At 38.9% G+C, this 19,685-nt stretch carries 20 protein-coding genes; 10 read left to right on the plus strand and 10 right to left on the minus strand.

The window, feature by feature from the left end; genetic code table 11:
- The first annotated feature begins 207 nt into the window (after positions 1–207).
- The 8 genes from BACPLE_RS15190 to BACPLE_RS15225 all read left to right on the plus strand — a co-directional run bounded on the left by BACPLE_RS15190 (position 208) and on the right by BACPLE_RS15225 (position 7,653).
- Complete coding sequence (locus tag BACPLE_RS15190; RefSeq protein ID WP_040313387.1) at positions 208–768, plus strand: helix-turn-helix transcriptional regulator; 561 nt, start codon at positions 208–210, stop codon at positions 766–768.
- Positions 765–2,021, plus strand: coding sequence for a site-specific integrase (locus BACPLE_RS15195; protein ID WP_007563557.1), 1,257 nt, complete (start codon positions 765–767; stop codon positions 2,019–2,021). The genes BACPLE_RS15190 and BACPLE_RS15195 overlap by 4 nt, the downstream gene beginning before the upstream one ends.
- 287 nt (positions 2,022–2,308) lie before the next feature.
- Positions 2,309–2,668, plus strand: a complete 360-nt coding sequence (locus BACPLE_RS15200) for a helix-turn-helix domain-containing protein (RefSeq protein ID WP_032945184.1) — start codon at positions 2,309–2,311, stop codon at positions 2,666–2,668.
- Positions 2,668–4,041 (plus strand): DUF3987 domain-containing protein, encoded by a 1,374-nt coding sequence (locus tag BACPLE_RS15205; RefSeq protein ID WP_007563562.1) that lies wholly within the window; start codon positions 2,668–2,670, stop codon positions 4,039–4,041. Before BACPLE_RS15200 ends, BACPLE_RS15205 begins: the two co-directional genes overlap by 1 nt.
- 115 nt (positions 4,042–4,156) lie before the next feature.
- Positions 4,157–5,176, plus strand: a complete 1,020-nt coding sequence (locus BACPLE_RS15210; RefSeq protein WP_007563564.1) for a DUF6371 domain-containing protein — start codon at positions 4,157–4,159, stop codon at positions 5,174–5,176.
- 293 nt (positions 5,177–5,469) lie between these two features.
- A complete protein-coding gene (locus BACPLE_RS15215) occupies positions 5,470–5,844 on the plus strand; it encodes a plasmid mobilization protein (RefSeq protein WP_007563566.1) in 375 nt (124 codons plus the stop codon).
- 4 nt (positions 5,845–5,848) lie between these two features.
- A complete protein-coding gene (locus BACPLE_RS15220; RefSeq protein WP_007563568.1) occupies positions 5,849–7,048 on the plus strand; it encodes a relaxase/mobilization nuclease domain-containing protein in 1,200 nt (399 codons plus the stop codon).
- A gap of 26 nt (positions 7,049–7,074) precedes the next feature.
- Positions 7,075–7,653: a hypothetical protein gene (locus BACPLE_RS15225; RefSeq protein ID WP_007563569.1), complete on the plus strand. Its 579-nt coding sequence runs from the start codon at positions 7,075–7,077 to the stop codon at positions 7,651–7,653.
- A gap of 38 nt (positions 7,654–7,691) precedes the next feature.
- Here the strand turns inward: BACPLE_RS15225 and BACPLE_RS15230 are convergent, their stop codons facing one another.
- Positions 7,692–8,498, minus strand: a complete 807-nt coding sequence (locus tag BACPLE_RS15230; RefSeq protein ID WP_007563571.1) for a tyrosine-type recombinase/integrase — start codon at positions 8,496–8,498, stop codon at positions 7,692–7,694.
- Between the two features lie 44 nt (positions 8,499–8,542).
- Here BACPLE_RS15230 and BACPLE_RS15235 point away from each other — a divergent pair, with 44 nt between their 5' ends.
- Together BACPLE_RS15235 and BACPLE_RS15240 are read left to right on the plus strand one after the other, a co-directional pair.
- Positions 8,543–9,970 carry a restriction endonuclease subunit S gene (locus BACPLE_RS15235; protein WP_007563573.1) on the plus strand — a complete coding sequence of 476 codons (1,428 nt, stop codon included), beginning with the start codon at positions 8,543–8,545 and terminating at the stop codon, positions 9,968–9,970.
- A gap of 62 nt (positions 9,971–10,032) precedes the next feature.
- A complete protein-coding gene (locus BACPLE_RS15240; RefSeq protein ID WP_007563575.1) occupies positions 10,033–10,455 on the plus strand; it encodes a restriction endonuclease subunit S in 423 nt (140 codons plus the stop codon).
- Here BACPLE_RS15240 and BACPLE_RS15245 read toward each other — a convergent pair.
- The 9 genes from BACPLE_RS15245 to BACPLE_RS15285 form a co-directional block, all read right to left on the minus strand.
- On the minus strand, positions 10,435–10,908 hold the full coding sequence (locus BACPLE_RS15245; RefSeq protein WP_007563577.1) for a restriction endonuclease subunit S: 474 nt from the start codon (positions 10,906–10,908) through the stop codon (positions 10,435–10,437). The two genes, BACPLE_RS15240 and BACPLE_RS15245, sit on opposite strands and share 21 nt — an antisense overlap.
- A gap of 68 nt (positions 10,909–10,976) precedes the next feature.
- Entirely contained in the window at positions 10,977–12,566 is a 1,590-nt protein-coding gene (locus tag BACPLE_RS15250) for a restriction endonuclease subunit S (protein ID WP_007563579.1), read from the minus strand.
- Between the two features lie 15 nt (positions 12,567–12,581).
- Entirely contained in the window at positions 12,582–13,079 is a 498-nt protein-coding gene (locus BACPLE_RS15255) for a hypothetical protein (protein WP_007563580.1), read from the minus strand.
- 2 nt (positions 13,080–13,081) lie between these two features.
- Complete coding sequence (locus BACPLE_RS15260; protein WP_007563581.1) at positions 13,082–13,561, minus strand: type II toxin-antitoxin system death-on-curing family toxin; 480 nt, start codon at positions 13,559–13,561, stop codon at positions 13,082–13,084.
- Positions 13,554–14,570: a hypothetical protein gene (locus tag BACPLE_RS15265; RefSeq protein ID WP_007563582.1), complete on the minus strand. Its 1,017-nt coding sequence runs from the start codon at positions 14,568–14,570 to the stop codon at positions 13,554–13,556. The genes BACPLE_RS15260 and BACPLE_RS15265 overlap by 8 nt, the downstream gene beginning before the upstream one ends.
- Positions 14,571–14,585: 15 nt before the next feature.
- The gene (locus BACPLE_RS15270; RefSeq protein WP_007563583.1) at positions 14,586–16,094 is read right to left on the minus strand and encodes a class I SAM-dependent DNA methyltransferase; all 1,509 of its coding nucleotides are present in this window, start codon (positions 16,092–16,094) and stop codon (positions 14,586–14,588) included.
- A gap of 2 nt (positions 16,095–16,096) precedes the next feature.
- Positions 16,097–18,412 (minus strand): EcoAI/FtnUII family type I restriction enzme subunit R, encoded by a 2,316-nt coding sequence (gene hsdR, locus BACPLE_RS15275; protein ID WP_007563584.1) that lies wholly within the window; start codon positions 18,410–18,412, stop codon positions 16,097–16,099.
- A gap of 14 nt (positions 18,413–18,426) precedes the next feature.
- Positions 18,427–18,633: a helix-turn-helix domain-containing protein gene (locus BACPLE_RS15280; protein ID WP_007563585.1), complete on the minus strand. Its 207-nt coding sequence runs from the start codon at positions 18,631–18,633 to the stop codon at positions 18,427–18,429.
- A 98-nt stretch (positions 18,634–18,731) separates the two neighbouring features.
- Entirely contained in the window at positions 18,732–19,475 is a 744-nt protein-coding gene (locus tag BACPLE_RS15285; protein ID WP_007563586.1) for a hypothetical protein, read from the minus strand.
- Positions 19,476–19,685: the final 210 nt, after the last annotated feature.

Raw genomic sequence — 19,685 nt, forward strand, 5'->3', positions numbered from 1 at the left:
ATAAATAACGATAACAATAAATAGGAATATAGGGTGTAACTCAACAAGTTATGCCCTATATCTTTTTGTAGACTTTTCTTTGGCTTTGCTTATTTCTCGGATTTTTATCGTATATTTGTACCATAATTGTACCGACACTTAAAAGTAGATAATGTGACACTTACAAGAATGCCGGTATTGAGAATGAGGAATATAAGTAAAAAGATTATGCCAGCAGCAAAATTTGAAATAAAACGGAAGTGCCAGATTTGTGGAGAAGAGTTTTTAGCCAAAACAATAGAATCTTGGTATTGCTCTCCCAAATGTTCCAAAATTGCATGGAAGCGACGCAAGGATGAAGAACAAAGATTGCAAAGGTTGGACGAAGTGGTTAAGAAGATACCCAAGTTCAAAGAGTACATCACGGTTCCTGAAGCATACGCATTGTTTGGCATAAGCAAGGAAACTCTTTATCGTTTGATTCGTAAGGGTACAATCCCCAGTGTAAATGCAGGAGAAAGACAGACATTACTATCAAAAGCAGAACTGATGAAACTCTATCCTCCACGCAAGAAAGCTCTCACAAAGCCGAAACCTGTTGCCAAACTATATAGTCTGGAGCCGAAAGATTGTTATACCATTGGAGAAATCACAGAGAAGTTTCTTGTGAATGAAAGTACAGTTTATCTCCATATACGCAAATACTCTATCCCTACTCGGCAGATTGGGAACTTTGTGTATGTACCCAAGAAAGAAATTGATAACTTATATAAAGGTGTGAAGCGATGAAGAAAGCATTAGTCAATACACGAGTGTCGGTAAAGCTCCGCAAATCTGAATATCGTGATGAATGGTATCTTTATGTGGAATCTTATCCTGTATTTCAATCCGGAAAAGATATGCCACAAAGAGTGCGTGAATATCTCAATCGTACCATTACAACACCTATTTGGGATAAGTCACGCAATGCAAGGACTAATGCCGAAGGCAAAACCACTTATAAGCCGAAGCGAGATTTGAACGGTGTCATTCAATGTAAGTCGCAATTAGACCAGGAATCATGTATTTATGCCGACAAGGTCAGAAGCCTACGACAAAAGGAGTACGACAATGCAGCTTTATATGCCGATACCGATGCAGAACAGGCGGAGCAGTTGGAACGCTCCCGAAGTAATTTCATTGAGTACTTCGACCATGTGCAGCGAACAAGGCATGCCCATAGCTCTGATTCTATCATTGTCAACTGGAGGAGAGTGCATGAATTATTGAAGATTTTCGCAAAAGGTGACACCATTCTCTTTTCGCAAATAGACTTAAAGATGGTTGAATCGTTCCGGCAATTCATAATGAATGCCCCACAAGGAGGCACTAAACGAGGTACGATTTCTCAAAATACAGCAGCAACCTATTTCTCTATCTTCAAAGCCGGATTGAAACAGGCTTTTATAGACGGATATCTGACTATTGATATTTCTGCAAAAGTCAAAGGCATTCAAGAAAGGGAAAGCCGGAGAGAATATCTCACGGTAGAGGAATTGAACCGACTGGCTCAAACACCTTGTGACCCATTACTGAAACGTGCTGCCTTGTTCTCTGCTTTAACAGGAATCCGTCATTGCGACATTCAGAAGTTGAAGTGGTCGGAAGTGGAAATGTTCAATGGAGGCTATCGGTTGAATTTTACTCAGCAAAAGACAAAAGGAGTTGAATATATGCCTATATCAGAGCAAGCATATAATCTCTGTGGAGAGCCAAAAGAGGGTGAACTTTTGGTTTTTGCCGGACTTCCTGACCCTTCTTGGATAAACCGTCCTGTCAAAAAGTGGATTGAAGCTGCCGGAATCACCAAACACATTACCTTCCATTGTTTTAGGCACAGCTATGCAACCCTGCAACTGGCTGGAGGAACTGATATTTATACGGTCAGCAAAATGTTGGGACATACAAATGTGCGAACAACACAGGTGTATGCAAAGGTTGTTGATGAAAAGAAAGAGAAAGCTACAGAAACCATTAAATTGGATTTATCTCAAACAAAATAACCATTATTATACTTTGTAAGTATAGCCATCTGCGTAAAATCTGCGTGGGTGGCTTTTTGTTTTTATCTATGGTCTTTTCTTCTGACCATCTTCTGATCCCTTTATGATTGAAGACATTATCATAAAAATCTACTACTGATATTCTCCACTATTCATGTTGATAATCAATGGGTAATCCTTATGATGATTATGTTTCGTTACTGCTTATTTATGTGATGTATTACACTATGAAATCAGTATGCGTAATCGCTGTTATTTTGCCGAAAAATCAAAAAACAAGTAGCAATATGAGTGAGAAGAACATTACATTTGAAGATTTACCCAAAGCAATGTCGTGGTTGATGGATAAATTGAATGAGCTGGATTCTAAAATAGATGGATTAAACAATCAGAATCAAAGCGTTCCAACCGAACAATGGATGAACCTTAAGGAATTGTGTGATTATATTCCCAGTCACCCAGCAGAGCAAACTGTATATGGTTGGACGAGTTGTCATCTAATCCCATTCCACAAAAGAGGGAAGCGTATCATGTTTCTAAAATCGGAAATTGACGAATGGCTCCATGCCGGCAAAATCAAATCTGATAAAAACTTGGAAGATGAAGCCGCCCAATTCATAAAGTCAAAAAGAAATACCAAATTCTAATGGATTCAACCAATTTATGCAATGCGCTCAGAATGGAATTTGAAGGGATCTTTGAAAACAAGATTCCTTTGGATGCTTTTCCTGCCAAAATTCAAGATATGATATTGGCTCTATCCCGACAAGAGAATTATTCCATAGAATATATGATGGCTTCTCTTTTGGTGGCAGTGTCAACCGCTATCGGCAACGCTGTCAATATTCGTATTCGTGGTGGATGGATTAGTAATCCTGCCCTTTATATGATATTGGTAGGTCGTCCCGGAATGGGCAAAACCCCACCTTTGGATTTTGCATTCCGTCCTATCCGAAAGCATGATGCCAAAATCATCAAACAATTTAAATTGGATATGGAGCATTATAATAGCTTGGTTGAAAACAATAAGGCTAAAAAAGACAAGTCCTCTTCATTGCCGGACAAACCAATTTTACGAAGAACCATCATATCCGATTTTACACCGGAAGCTTTAATGCGTGCGTTGGATGACAATCAGCGAGGTGTCGTGGTATATGTGGATGAAATTATGGGAATGTTTAATGCCGTGAATCAATATAGCAAAGGACAACTCATTGAGCAGCTATTGACAGCCTTTAGCGGAAAACCATTGGATATTTCAAGATGTAGCATCCCTGTACCTATTCATATAGAGCATCCTTTTATAAATATTGTCGGCACGATGCAAACGACACGTATGCACGAACTGATAGAGAAAGGATATAAAGACAATGGGCTGATAGACAGAATAATTTTTGTTTATCCATCGTCTCAGGAAATTTCAGATTGGGGGCTGGATGAAGAATCTTCCGTATCAACTTTTGGTAAATACTCATCAATGTGGGATTCTATTATAAATAAGGTAATTAGTTTGCCATTTATAGAGAATGAAGATGACAGAGCCATACATAATGTATTGGAATTTTCTTCGGAAGCCAAAGCCTATTTTACAAACTGGCGCAATAATGCAGTTCGGGCTGTTAATCAAATCCAAGATGATGGATTGGTGGATAGCAGAGTGATTAAAGCTCCCATGATTACGGCTCGTTTAGCTTTAGTCTTGCAAATCCTTCGTTGGGCTTGCGGTGAAGAACACAAGGATTTTGTGGATATTGACTCAACCAAATCTGCTATTGCATTGAGTGAATACTTTGAGAACTGTTATACCAACATTCAGAAATATATGTTGCGAGAGAGCGTTGAACCGCAAAAAAGAGAATTGCTTGATTGCCTTTCCGCAACTTTCACTACTGCCGATGCCATTCAAGCCGGAAAAGAAGTAGGGTTGTCGGAAAGGTCGGTAATGTATTCTTTGGTTAGCCTTGCTACGAATAAGGTTATCAAGAAAGTAAAGCGAGGTGAATATGAGAAGCTGCAATAAACGACACCTTTTGCAGTTTGCAGTTGTTGCAGTTTGCACTTTGCGCTGACATAGGATTTCTGCAAAACTGCAATAAGTGCAAACTGCACGGACTGCAATAACAAAATGAAGAAGTATGGCTGAATATAGATTTTCTCTTCAAAAATATAAGCGTGGGTCAAAACTTTCATGCCCGAAGTGTGGAAAGAAACAATGTTTTGTCAAGTACATAGATAGCCAAGGAGAAATAACTTTTCCTGATTATGTAGGCAGATGTGACCATGAGCAATCTTGCCAATACCATTACACTCCATCGGATTATTTTCATGATAACCCAATGGTAGTGGATTACAACAAGGATAACTTCATTGAAGCCGATAAGCCTAAGCCAAATTTACTGCCTCCAACCTCTTTTGTTGACAATGAACTAATGAAACTTACTCTTACTAACTATGGTATGAATCCATTGTACATCTACCTGTCTGGGATGTTGGGTAAAGATGAGACTTCTCGGATATTCCAACTATATCATGTTGGCACATCAAAGAAGTGGGGCGGTTCTACTGTCTATTGGCAAATTGATTGGCAAGGTAATGTACGAACAGGGAAGATAATGTTGTATGATGCAGAAACAGGACATCGGACAAAAGAGCCAAGAAGTTATGTTAGTTGGGTACATACAGAACTGAATCTCCCAAACTACAATTTGAAGCAATGTTTGTTTGGCGAACATCTGTTATCTGAGAATCCGACCAAGCCTGTTGCTATTGTGGAAAGCGAAAAATCCGCTTTGATAGCTACCCATTATATGCCGGAATTTATATGGTTGGCAACAGGTGGAATGCATGGATGCTTCAAGTCTGACGTGGTAAGTGTATTGAAAGGTCGGTCGGTTATGCTATGCCCGGATTTGGGTGCAAGAGAGGTTTGGCAAACCAAGATGGCTTTACTCACTTCCGTATGTTCTAAAGTTGTATTGAGTGATAGTTTGGAACAATGCGCCACAGACGAACAGCGCAAGAACGGACTTGATATTGCGGATTTCTTATTGATGACTGAAACACCTGCGATGATACTTCAAAAGATGATAAAGCGAAATCCAAACCTACAAACTTTGATTGACTGCTTGCATTTGGAACTGGTGGATTCCGGTTAGTGATGTGTTTATGGAGAAGCCAAACTAAGGGGAAAGTAAAACTATTGATTATCCAAATGGATATAGGTGACAATAGCCACTCTTAAAGTTGACAGACAAATGGCATAGTTCGGACAAAGACAATGCTTGCATTAAGGTATGTAATGCCCCATTTTTAATGGGTATTCTATGCAAGAAGTACCACCGTCCGACAAAATGGTTTCACTCATTTGTCGTCTTGGAGGCTTCTTGCATTACTCGCAGGCTCGCAATGGATAGAACATTTTATTAATAAATTCCAGTTATAAACGCTTATGGATATACAACAAAACAATGGAAAACAGGGTGTTCGTACTCGTCATATAGACATTCGTCTGACTGAAAATGAGTATGAAATGATAGTAGAAAAAGCTGCCGAATGTGGACTGACACTTAGTAACTACGGACGAAAATTATTGCAAAATCACCATCCAAACAAACGACTTTCAGACGAGGAAGTACAAGGATTGAACTCTTTATCGGATGCACGAGCCGACCTTATCCGCATTCAGAATGTACTCAAAGGTAAACCTGATGAGATTAAAAAACGATATTTCCGAGATGAGAATTATATGCGTGCTTGGATAGAGGCAGTAAATAGGCTTATTGTCCGATGGGGACAAATACGAGACAGTATAAATCAAATTTGAAATTATGATAGCACAAGGAAAGGCAATTTCTCATGGAGCAAGAGCCATTGAGTATTCTATGGAAAAAGATAAAGCCCAGCTCGTTAAGGTGCATGACTTGCCAGAAAATATAGAACCTTTGGCTATGTGGTCACGGATGATGCAACACCAGCATCAATGTATGAAAGACAGATATAATCCGAAGCCCATAAAGCTGAACGCACTGCGCTTTGAAATATCTCCAGCCAAAGAAGAGTCGGCAGGATGGACAATGACGGATTGGCAGAATTTGGCGGATGAGTTTATTGCAGTACTTGACGGCATTGACCGAAGATGTGGCAAACCAGATAGTCATCTTAAACCGACCAATATCAAAAATAGCCAGTATGTTGTTTCGTTACACACCGACAGCAAAAGTGGCATCCCTCACTTGCATATTGTAGCTAACCGCATAGACAATATGGGCAAGACAAACGATGCGCATTATATTGGTGAACGTGCCGTTCATGCTGCCAACATCATCAATGAGAGACGTGGCTGGGTGCAATCCGTGCAACGTCGTGATGAGAATATTCAGCAAATCAGTGAAGACTGCATCGCAATATTGAAAGCTATGCCAGAATTTGATTGGGAAACTTATAGCCAAATGTTAAACGCTAAGGGGTACGATATTAAGTTGATAAAGGACGATAAGGAAGTGGTCAAAGGGTACGCTATACGAAAAGGGAACTCTATTTATAAATCCTCGATATTGGGTAAAAGTCGAAAATTGATGCCATCAAAAATTGAAGCGACTTGGGTGGGATTACATGCTTCTGATAAACAAACTGCAATTCAGTCAAAGGAAGTATGTACTCAAACGATGGCGCATAATAATAAAGAGGTGATGCCACAATCAAAGCCTTCTATTTACCACTATTCCATAACAGTGGATGGAGAACAACTCGAGGTTGATATACCAGATATGGTTAAGTCTGTCTTTGACGAAGAGTTTGGAAGCCTTGATGAAGAAGTCAAACAGACCAATTTATTCAAAGTTGCCGCCTTACTATTTGCCGGATATTTGGATGCAGCCACTTCTATGGCGGCTTCAAGCGGAGGTGGTGGCAGTCCCGGTAGCGGATGGGGTAAAGATAAGGACGATGATGAGCGTAACTGGGCTGTTCGTTGTGCAAAAATGGCAAAATGGCTCTGCAAACCGATTAAACGTAGCAGGGGTAGATAGTATTTCATTTATAATCACATATAACCATGCGTAAAAGTAAATATGACCAATCTTCTTTGCCTGTGCAGGATAGCAAGAGCATAGATAGTGATGATAACATTAGCAAAATTGAAAATCGTGTTGATTTTGAAACCGAGCTTGTAAATCTCACGAATCAGATTAAGGACATCAAAGATGTTATCCAAGAATTGAAACAGATAAAAGCATTTGTAGATGCTTCAGTGTTAACTTTTGAAGAATCAGCACAGGTTCTTAATGCTGCAGTGAAAACATCCGACAATATCCCTGATACTATTAGCCGTGCAATTATTCAGGCAGAGAATACTGTTGTAAATGTCAAACTTAGCGATGAAGACAAGTCTATTCTTACAGAATATCGCAATAAATTGATTGAAGAAGAAAAATCTTTATTTGAGAAGCAGATAACAGAATTGAAGACACTTCATACGAATCACTGGAAAGAAGTCCATAAATGTGTGAAATCTGAAACTTCGTTTTCTCTTAATGGCAAAATAGCCAAATGTGCCGTTGTCGGATTCTGGATATTATATGCGTATTTCTGTTTGACATTGGGAGGATTGATAATCTATATGAAGTTCTTTTAAGGAATTGGAAGGATGGATTGACCAACCTTCCAAATACATCACCATGTTATGACCTTATCAACAATCTCTTGTTGTTCGGCACTGCTACGCCTCAAATAAATACGAGTTGTTTCAATACTTTCATGTCCCATCAGGTCAGCAAGTAGAGAAATATCGTTGAACTTCTCCAAGAAATTTTTAGCAAAGCGATGACGGAATGAATGGGGGTAAACCACTTTCTCATTCAATCCGTATTTGGCTGCGTAGTTTTTCAACTGTTGCGCAATCCCTCTTGTAGTGATACGCTCACCAAAGCGATTAAGAAAAAGATAGCCGGTGGTACGATTGACTTTGCTAAGCCATTCTGTGGCTTCCTTGCGCAAGGACTTCGGAATGTAAATACGACGTATTTTGCCACCTTTGGTGTAGATGTCAAAATAACCCATCTGCACGTGTTCAGCCTTCATTTGGATTAGTTCACTGACTCTTGCTCCTGTTGCTGCGAGGAAACGAACTACGAAATACCATTCTTGGTTTTCCTCCTTTTTTAGTTTGTTTTTTAGAAAAGCGTAGTCGGCATTACTGATTACATTTTCCAAGTAACTCCGCTGCTGCACTTTGACGGATTTTAATCTCAAACGAGATTTTCCCATGCTATCAAGATACTTGTTCATTGCCTGAATACGAAGATTCACTGTCTTAGGCTTGAATTTCTCAATGAGATAGGTTTTATACACAAGCAAATTGCGCTTGTTCAATTCTTTGTGCCGGGAATAATACTCTTTTACGGCATAGAGATAAGCTGCAATTGTGTTCTCCGCCATATTCCCTTGACGAAGATACGTTTCAAAATTTTCAATGTTCATGTCAGATACATTATTAGTTAAACAATTCGTTATCATAATAATGTATGGTATTGCCTAATTCATTGAGTTCCTATTATGAGAAGTTTCTCACTACGGGGGAAGTAAAGTGTATTGACGAGGAGATTCCGTTTGAGATACCAAAGGGGTGGGAATGGACAAGAATAAGAAACATTTCTCAATCATATATAGGACTAACATATAGTCCAACAGATGTGTCTTCGCGAGGCACAATAGTTCTACGTTCTTCTAATATTCAAAATGGAAAAATTGTTCTAAATGATGTCGTACGAGTTTCTAAAGAGATTAGCGAGAAGTTACAAGTTGAGAAGAATGATATTATCATTTGTGCAAGAAATGGAAGTGCTAAACTTGTAGGAAAATCAGCTGTCGTAACTGATGTGACGGAACCTATGACTTTCGGGGCATTTATGGCAATATGTAAGACCGCATTATATCAATACGTATCAATCTTTCTGCAATCTGATTTGTTTTTCTCTCAATTAAGAGGCGTTAGTGGAACTACTACAATTAATCAGTTAACACAAAATAACTTCAATGACTTTTGGATTCCTATTCCACCGGCAAATGAACAAAAGCGGATTGTAGAAAAATTGCAAAATGTATCACCTTTTATAGAGCGTTATAGTAAAAGTCAAGAAACTCTTAATTTAATGAATATACAAATTAAGGAACAACTCAAGAAATCGATTCTTCAAGAAGCAATTCAAGGTAAACTCGTTCCACAAATAGCAGAGGAAGGTACAGCACAAGAACTGCTTGAACAGATACGACAAGAGAAACAGAAACTTGTTAAAGAGGGGAAATTGAAAAAGTCAGTTTTAACAGACTCCGTTATCTATAAAGGTGACGATAACAAGTATTGGGAGAAGTATGGAACAGAAACAATCTGTGTAAATGACGAAATTCCTTTTGAAATTCCAGCCACATGGATATGGGTTAGGCTTGATAATATTTGTTCATATATACAGAGAGGAAAATCTCCTAAATATTCGCCAATCAAGAAATATCCTGTAATAGCACAAAAATGTAATCAATGGGCTGGATTTTGTATTGACAAGGCTCAATTCATAGACCCCAATAGCCTTCCTTCTTACTCAGAAGAACGATTACTACAAGATGGAGATTTGATGTGGAACTCAACTGGTTTGGGGACATTAGGTCGTATGGCGATATATCAATCGGCACTTAATCCTTACGAACTTGCGGTTGCGGATAGTCATGTAACAGTTATTCGTCCTCTTAAAGAGCATATATTATCACAATACCTATACTATTACTTCGCAAGCGATACTGTTCAATCTGTAATTGAAGATAAATCAGACGGAAGTACAAAGCAAAAAGAACTCTCCACGACAACCGTCAAAAACTATTTGGTGCCAATTCCACCATATAGAGAGCAGCAACGTATTGTTGAAAAGATTAAAACTGTAACAAGTATTATGAGAGGATAAACGGGCAAATCGTTGAAGTTGAGCTTCCTTTTGAATATCCCAATAGCTGGGCTGTATTACGTTTGAAAGATATATGCCAACTGATAGACGGTGAAAAAAGAAACGGAAAGGGCATCTGTCTGGATGCAAAATACCTACGTGGTAAATCATCTGCTACCATTGTAGAGAAAGGAAAATTTGTCTATGCCAGAGACAACATTATTCTTGTAGATGGTGAAAATTCTGGTGAAGTTTTCACCGTTCCACAAGATGGATATATGGGGAGCACATTCAAACAACTATGGCTCTCTTCGGCTATGTGGAAACCATATATCTTGGCTTTCATTCTGTTCTACAAAGAGGAGTTGAGAAATTCAAAAAGAGGTGCGGCAATTCCGCACCTCAATAAAGAGTTATTTTATAATTTGCCTATTGGCATTCCACCATTAGCTGAACAGCAACGTATATCAGAACGAATAAATGAATTATCGCAGTTGCTCAAATAGTTTTTCTATTTGGGCAACAATGCGATATTGCTCTTTTAGTGGAGGCAAAGGTATTAAGTGCTCAACCAGTTTCACACGAGAAATATTAGGTTGGGCACCACCTTCTCCTTTCTTTATGAAAGAATCTCGGCTTGCCATAAGGAAATAAAATATATACCAATTATAAATCAAATAAGGAGTACAACCACAACAGGCTTGATTTGTAGTGAGTTCCTTACCTACGATTGCTAATTTTCCAATAGTAGCACCATACATTGCAATAAGGACATCCCCAATTTTATTCATACGTAAAGAGCAATCTTGAAAAGCCTTCTGCGTAATTTTTTCCTCAGTATCATACACTATTCCATTATTCAATTCTCCAGTTTTAAGCCATAGAATTTTGCCATTATAATAATTCACATTACCTCGTTGGGGAGTTGAGCCAGCACCCCAATCTCCAATTTGCCCCATTCTTGCCCAAGCCCAATTTGCAGGAATTTCAAAAGGTATTTGTTCCGTTATATCTAAGCATTTTTTGCCTATCTGCTCATAATACTTGTTACAGTTTTAATCTTTTCAACAATACGTTGCTGCTCTCTATATGGTGGAATTGGCACCAAATAGTTTTTGACGGTTGTCGTGGAGAGTTCTTTTTGCTTTGTACTTCCGTCTGATTTATCTTCAATTACAGATTGAACAGTATCGCTTGCGAAGTAATAGTATAGGTATTGTGATAATATATGCTCTTTAAGAGGACGAATAACTGTTACATGACTATCCGCAACCGCAAGTTCGTAAGGATTAAGTGCCGATTGATATATCGCCATACGACCTAATGTCCCCAAACCAGTTGAGTTCCACATCAAATCTCCATCTTGTAGTAATCGTTCTTCTGAGTAAGAAGGAAGGCTATTGGGGTCTATGAATTGAGCCTTGTCAATACAAAATCCAGCCCATTGATTACATTTTTGTGCTATTACAGGATATTTCTTGATTGGCGAATATTTAGGAGATTTTCCTCTCTGTATATATGAACAAATATTATCAAGCCTAACCCATATCCATGTGGCTGGAATTTCAAAAGGAATTTCGTCATTTACACAGATTGTTTCTGTTCCATACTTCTCCCAATACTTGTTATCGTCACCTTTATAGATCACAGAATCAGTCAAAGCGGACTTTTTTAACTTACCTTTTTTGACAAGTTTTTCTTTCTCGGTTTTAATCTGTTTAAGCAATTCTTGCGCAGTGCCTTCCTCTGTAATCTGAGATACAAGTTTACCTTGGATGGCTTCTTGCAAAATTGACTTTTTGAGCTTATCGAAAATCTCTGTATTAAGCCGTTTTAAGGCATCCTCTGTTCGTTGATACTTCTTGACGATAGGTTGAATTTCCTCTATTCTACTTACAATCCTCTTCTGCTCATGTATAGACGGAACGGGGAATAGAATCGACCTCATGTTTTCATAAGTAAAGTGTTTTATGGTTTGTCCCTGTCCAACAATATATCCAATATTTCGATATAGTTCAAAAACATATTTGTAAAAGGATGGAATAAGACCACCATGAAAACGAACACGATGTAATGCGTTTTGATAATACATATCTTCATTTCTGTCCCATATACAGCATCTCCCATAATCGCCACCTTCACATATTAACAAATCACCCTTTCGCAGTTTATACTTTGGCAATTCATCATCTCGTAATCTAAAGGTTTTAATCTTTGACAAATTGATGCTGTCCCAATATACATTGATAGAACATAAATAGGGATATTCTTTCCCAGACTCTTTTCCTCTATCTAGGGTTTTCCCTAATTGGGAAACACCAATTGCGTTAATTCTCGCCCATTCCCACCCCTTTGGTATCTCAAACGGAATCTCCTCGTCAATACACTTTACTTCCCCCGTAGTGAGAAACTTCTCATAATAGGAATTATCGTCACCACGGTAAATGATAGATTCGTTTTTGTCTTTTTTGATTTTCTTTTCCTTGACCAGTCGGGCTTTTTCAGCTCTGATACGTTCAAGAAGTACCGATGCCGGTTCGTCATTAGGGTCTTGCGGTACAAGTTTTCCCTGTATCGCCCACTGGAGTATGCTGTTTTTTAATTGTTTTCCGTTCATCTTATTCTAACTGATTTAGAAGTTTTCGTCTTTTTGTTTTTCATTCAGATAGAACTGATATAACTTTTTCCCTATCTTATCTTTTTTGAAAGTACGTTCATGATTCATAGGAGTCATAGACAAACGAATTTTTGCCACACCTTCATTCAAAATTTCAAACTGCTGTGGAGTAATTCTAAATTGAGCAGTAGAACTAATTTCTGTGATTGGTATTACAATATTTCCACTTATAACACCAGCAGATTGACTTCCATTCCCAATCACAGTTCCTCTTAGTTCAAGATATTTACCTGTGAATGTTCTAATTTTCATGGTTGGTTTAGTGAGGAAATTCATTCTGTCTGAACGTACTGTGGCTACTATAGAATAAATGGTGTCTTGCTTAGCCACACTGTATTTCATATTGCAACCTTCAGCTGCGAGTGCTTTATAAGTATAACCTACTGTTTGTGCTTTAGCGTTAATTCCTAAAATAATACAGAACAGTAATAAGATAATTTTTATAGTTTTCATATTTAATCTTTTTCGTAATCCTCCCCTTGTATTCCTAACTCTCCTTTGCTCATGGCATTGGCAATATCTATTTTCAGTTCTTCGTCATAATCTTTACTTGTCAAAAAGCTATTGACGATGCGTAGCAGCAAATCTTGGTTGATATTCGATGCTGCCACATGATAAATGATAGATTCCAATGTACGCATACAGATGCAAGCGTGCCAGTAGTAATTATTCTTGTGTAAGAAGTAAGCTCCCAAAGTCAGCGCAATACGCTTATTCCCATCATTGAAGAAATGCCCAGAACAGAATCTATACATCAGATAGGTCAGTTTCTCTGCAAAGGTCGGATAGTATAAATCATTTTGTACAAAATCCAATGTAGCACGAATGCCACCTTCATCACGCACTCCTTCAAAGCCACCATCGCTAGCATCAATCATTTTGCCATAGATGGTTAAGGTTTCATCGTAGTCTATATAAACAATTTCCTCACTCATCTTCTGCCTGCTTTAAGCGTTTAAGCACATCTTTATTGTCCGCTAAGATACGGTCAAAATCAATAGACTGGTCACCGATGAATCGTTCAAACTCTTCAGGAGTAACAGCTTGCAGATAATCTGCTATATTACCATGATACGCATCCCGGAAACTGAAATCCCTTGAAGCCATTTTGGTTCTGGCATCATTTAAATAAGGTTTCTGCATCGGATGTTCGGCAAGTTCATTCACAATGCGCTCTACCTCGTCAATGGTAAGTAACCTGCCACCATTTTCTTTAAACCGTTCACTGAGAGCTGCCCCCACACCGTTTTCAAAAGAAGAAATAACTAATAAAACCTCTGAATACAGCGTGTGTCGAACATTGTCTTTGGAATCCAACTTCAATACTTCCCGATACTCCTTAGCATTCTCCTTGAATACAGCCTTATATATAAAGTCTGTAATTTGAGGATATTTGTATGTGGGATGTCCGTCCACATATTGATTGATGGCAGAAGTGAGATTCTTGCGATAGTTTTCTTCTGTGATTGCAGCAGGAAGATAATGTACATCTCTGCGGTTTATGTATTTTGTTCCGCCACCCGTCTTTTCATTGATGGTGGTAATCACGAAATCCAAGATAAGGCTACGTACTTTTTTTGCTTTCTCACTCTCTGTAAGCAACATACCCATATCCAAGAATGAGCGGAAATTAAACAATCCAAGTTGGGTCGTTTTGCTCCCGACATTTATGACGGGAGCAAATTGTAACTTTAACTCTTTCAGATGTTTACCTTTACATAAAACATAACCGTTAGCTGCTAATTCATCTGAATGTTTTTCCAAATAGCGTTCTATGGTTCGTTCTTCTACTTCGTAGAAATCGGCAACCATTTTTTTTGTAAAGCGATACTCTCCCTCAAAGAGCATTCCTTCAATGTCAAGATGCTCCTGTACTTTGCTGACCGCAAAACGGTTGTTAAGTACATTTTGTCTTTCTATGTTTGAGATGGTCAAATCTTTCATATCACTTCACAATTATCAGTTACACGATTTTATGTCAATGCCGAGAATCTTTTGAATTTCGGAAAGCGTTTTGTCTATTTCATGGTCGAGCGCAGCACGTTTTTCAAAATATTGTTTGAGCAGTTCTGCTGGAGGGAGTATTTCTTCTTCCTCTTTCGGGAACTTACATTGATCAAAATTGCAATCCAAGTCTATCAATTGTTGGGCAGTGAACACACGGCTCTTTTCACCCACTTCGTCACTGATAATTTCTTTCCTGTCTTTCCACCATTCCTGAATAGGTAGGGTATGCTCCACCTTCATTGGTTTGGTCTTTGAGAAGTGTTTGTACCCTTCCGGCATATCAAGACGATAGAACCATGTTTCTTTGGTCTTGAATCCTTCTTCGCAACCTTCGGCTTCTTCATTATTAAAGAAAAGGATGTTGGTTGCAATAGATGTGTATGGAGAGAATATAGAACCCGGCAAACGGATGATTGTATGTAGATTGAACTTGCGAAGGAGATTTTCTTTAAGTGCAAGTTTTGCTCCATCCGTACCAAATAAGAAACCATCAGGGATAATCACACCGCACCGTCCACCAGCTTTGAGGCGATACATGATAAGGGCGATAAACAAATCCGCAGTTTCACTTGAACGGTACTGTACTGGGAAGTTGCTTTTTACGCTGTCTTCCGTGCTACCACCATACGGAGGATTCATGCCGATAACATCAACCTTGTCGCTTTCCTTGAAATCAGTAACATTCGTTCCAAGCGAATCACAGTTGGTTATGTTGGGAGCTTCAATATCATGGAGCAGCAGGTTTGTGATGCTCAAAAGGTAGGGCAACGGTTTCCATTCCTGACCTACAACGGCATTTTGCAGTTTTTCTCCATCTGCCGCAGAGCCAATATTCCTGCCCATATGTTTAAGTGCCGAGGTGAGGAAGCCTCCCGTTCCACTGGTGAAGTCGCCAAAGGTTTCGCCCAATTTCGGGTCGAGCATCATCACAATAAAATCAGTCAATGCACGTGGTGTGTAGAACTCTCCGGCATTTCCTGCCGATTGCAGATCTTTCAAAATTCCCTCATAAATATCTCCGAATGTGTGACGGTCGTCAGCATCGTCAAATTCGATTTCGTTTACAATGTTGACCACTTGGCGCAGAAGCGTTCCATTCTTCATATACTGGTTCAAGTCTGCAAATGTTTCTTGAACAATGCTTTTAGCTCTTGGGGTATTGGCATCTATCGGGAGATTCTTCAAGGTAGGAAACAGTTTCTCATTGACGAAAGAGAGTAGGGCTTCTCCAGTCAATGCTTTACCGTCTTTTTTATCTATTGCCCAGTTACGCCAACGCAAATCCTCGGGGATAATGGACTTGTATTTCTCATCTTTCCATTCCCATGTTTCTTCTTGTGTGTCATAGACTTTCAAGAAGAACATCCAAGTCATCTGTTCAATTCTTTGTGCGTCACCATTGATACCTGCGTCTTGACGCATGATATTCTGGATTCGCTTTATGATATTATTTACTGCCATTTTTAAGCTGATTTATATATTTGATATTCCAATTCTCTGATGGCTTGTTCAAAAGCGACTTTGCCACCAAATAGTTTTATGATTTTAGTTGGTTTCCCTATGCTGTTGAATGGAGGAATCTCCAAAATATTTGCCTTTTCAAAGTCAAGAATACCATTCTCCGCATATTTGTCAAGAAGAGCCTCCAATACTTCACGAGCCTTGCCTTCGTACTTTCCGAAGTAGTTACGTTTCTTTACATTGTTAGCCCTTTCTTTCCTCGTCAATGGTGGTTGGTCAAATGCAACGTGACATATCACATCGAAGATATCGGCATCTTTCAATGCCGGATTTGCTTCACGTACTGCGTCTATCAAGATGGCATATTCCTTTAACTCATCCATAACCGCCTGTTTGCGTTCTGCTTCAGTCCACATTTGTACGAAATCATCCAAACTTTGATAGTGTCGCAACAGTTGCTTTCTCGCAAAGGACTGAACGCTTTCCGTTCTCATGGTTTTGCCATCCTCTCCCAAAACAGATACTATCTCATGAGCAATACGAATATCCTTTCCATTGATAAGATACTTTTCACGAGGTTCGTGAGCTGTTGGAGGATTTGAGGGAACAGGCGGATATGGCTTCGGCTTTTTTTCACCGCCTTTGGGTGGTTCAGGGTCGCCGTCAAATGACGGGTCTTTGAATTTTGCGGTAGCATTGCGGAAGTCGAGGATTTCCAGATGCCACTTGCCTTTGTCTTTTCTAAGTCGTGTGCCACGCCCGATGATTTGCTTAAATTCCGTCATAGAGCCAATTTCTTTATCAATGACGATTAAGCCACAAGTTTTGCAGTCCACTCCTGTAGATAGAAGTTCGGAGGTAGTAACAATTACCGGATAAGGTTCGTCAACACTGATAAAGTTGTCTAACTGCTTCTTCCCCTCTTTGTCCTCTCCGACAATGCGTGTTACGTAGTAAGGAGATTTTTTACATAAATCGCTATTCATGTTGATAAGCAGTGTTCGCATTTCGGCGGCTTCCTCAATATCTGAACAGAACACGATTGTCTTTGTCATACGACCGATGTCGTATAACATTTGGGTAATCCTGTGTGCTACTACTTTACGCCTTAACTTAATGGCAAGGTCACGACCTATATTCTGTCTTTGATATAATTTCTGTTCAATCTCCTTTCCTAACAAATCTATTTCACCTTCATCGGGAGTCCAGCCCTGCAAATCAACGTTGATGAAGTCGGCAGTAACCCGATATGGAGCCAAGAAACCATCTTGGATTCCTTGAAGAAGGGAATAGGTATATACCGGCTCTCCGAAATAATCCAAGTTGTTTGCTCCTTCATCAGCTTTCGGGGTAGCAGTCATACCGATTTGGGTAGCCGAGCTGAAATACTCCAATACTTTGCGCCATGCAGAATCGTCCTTTGCGCTACCACGATGGCACTCGTCAACGATAATCAAATCAAAGAAGTTTGGCTGCACCTCCAAAAACGGATCTGGCTTGCCCTCTTTTCCAACCAGTTGGTGGTATAACGCTATATATACCTCGTATGAGGAGTCAATTTTCTCTTCGCCTTCCCCAACAGAAGTTATCTTAGTCATAAACTTCTTGAAAGGTTTGAAGTCTTGCACCATTGTTTGGTCAATGAGGATATTTCGGTCTGCAAGATAAAGAATCTTTTTCTTTGCTCCACTTTTATGGAGACGATGGATAATCTGGAAAGCAGTGAAAGTCTTACCAGTACCGGTAGCCATTACGACAAGTACACGCTGTTGTCCTCTTGCAATGGCTTCCACTGTACGGTCAACCGCTATACGTTGGTAATATCTTGGCTCATGGCTATGGGCATCATAATAAAACGGTGTTTCTATTATGTTAAGTTCATCCGATGTATAGTTCTTGGATGCAAGATAACGATTGTATAATTCCTCTTCTGTCGGGAAATTCTCTAATTTGATTTCGGTTTCTTTCCCTGTGATAAAGTCATGTTCCAAGAAAGCATCACCATTACTGGAGTACGCAAATTTCAAGTCAAGGATTTGGGCATAATCCATAGCTTGTTGAATACCATCCCCAACGGCATGTTTGTTATCTTTAGCTTCTACCACTGCAATGGGCTTACCATTATGGTATAATAGATAATCAGCCTTTTTGCCCTCTGCTACTGAATGTTGGTTGCCAACAACAAGTACTCGACCATCCGTGAAATAATACTCTTCACGCATATTTACGCTTACAGCCCAGCCCTTTTGTTGGAGTGCTGGGGTAATGAACAAGGTGCGTATCTCTTGTTCTTTGAGTTCTTTCTTGTTTACTTCCATGATAATAAATTGTTTTAAGATTTATTACTGCTAACAATCAAATCTTTCACATCAATATCAAGAACATTAGCTATATCATTAAGGGTTTTGAGGTCTGGTTGAACAGAATTACTACACCATTTACTCACAGTGCAATTGGATTTACCAATCTGTTCTGCAAGCCATTTTCCTGTTTTTTGTTGTTCTGCAAGTACGACTTTTAGTCTGTTCAAATTAGCCATGAGGTAAAACGTTTTAATTCAAGAGCAAATTTATATAAATACTCTGATAACATAAGCAACTTCCGATAATAATTATTATTTGGAAGCGAAAAAATGGCTTAGATACCGTATTTCGACAGGATATTTTCGTCAATTTCAATTTTATGCCGACCTGTTGTAGTTCGCAGATTCTTTCTTACGGTGTCAAACGTGGAGTTAGTGAACCATTCGGCAAATGTCGCCATCACAAATGATGTAGTTACATCTCCACCTATATTATATTGGAAAGCGATGTTCCAAGCAAAGTTCTTTAAAGAGATTTGTGTGAGCGAACTATGTTTCTTAATATGAATCTCGGTCATGGAAAGCACTTGACGATTAGTCACAAAATAGCGGACAGATTCGCAAATTTGGAAAATCTCTGTTTCGTCCAAATCAAAACGCTTGAATGTGTCTCGTGTATATTTCAGGATAGCATTTAATTTCTTGTCTTCTTCTCTTTCTTTTTGTTGCTTGTATTGTTGTTGCTCATGCTGGTATTCATAATGGAATAATTCCATACGCCTTTTTTGTACTTCTACACAATCTTGGGTATGTAAGGATGCAACAGCCGAAGTCTTTTTATCTGTCACTTCATCGGCTAATGCCAAATGTGACAAAGGAGTTTCTATAATGTATCTTGCTATAGAGATGCAAAGATGATATAGAAGTTTCAGTATCACATATCCGACAGCCATAACGAACGGAAGCAAACTCATTCGTATGCTAAGCATATTGCATATTTGAAATGCAATCATTGAAGCCAGCAACACCGCAATGACCTCTATTGTCAAAGAATGGAGTATATATTGTTTTTGCTTCATGCCTATTGTTTTTTATTTAGCAATGCAAAGGTATAACACTTTTTCATAAAAAACGAAAGGAAAAAATAGATACCGCTTTGCAAATCAATAGCTTATGAAAAGAAAAGCATAATAAGAGAAAATATCGAAGACTATCTGAAAACAAGAGAAAATAGAAATCGTCAAAAATAGTATAGTTAAACTAAGTTAAAGTTTTTTGCGGTAGCTTTT

The organism is Phocaeicola plebeius DSM 17135, assembly GCF_000187895.1.
GTDB classification, from domain to species: Bacteria; Bacteroidota; Bacteroidia; order Bacteroidales; family Bacteroidaceae; genus Phocaeicola; species Phocaeicola plebeius.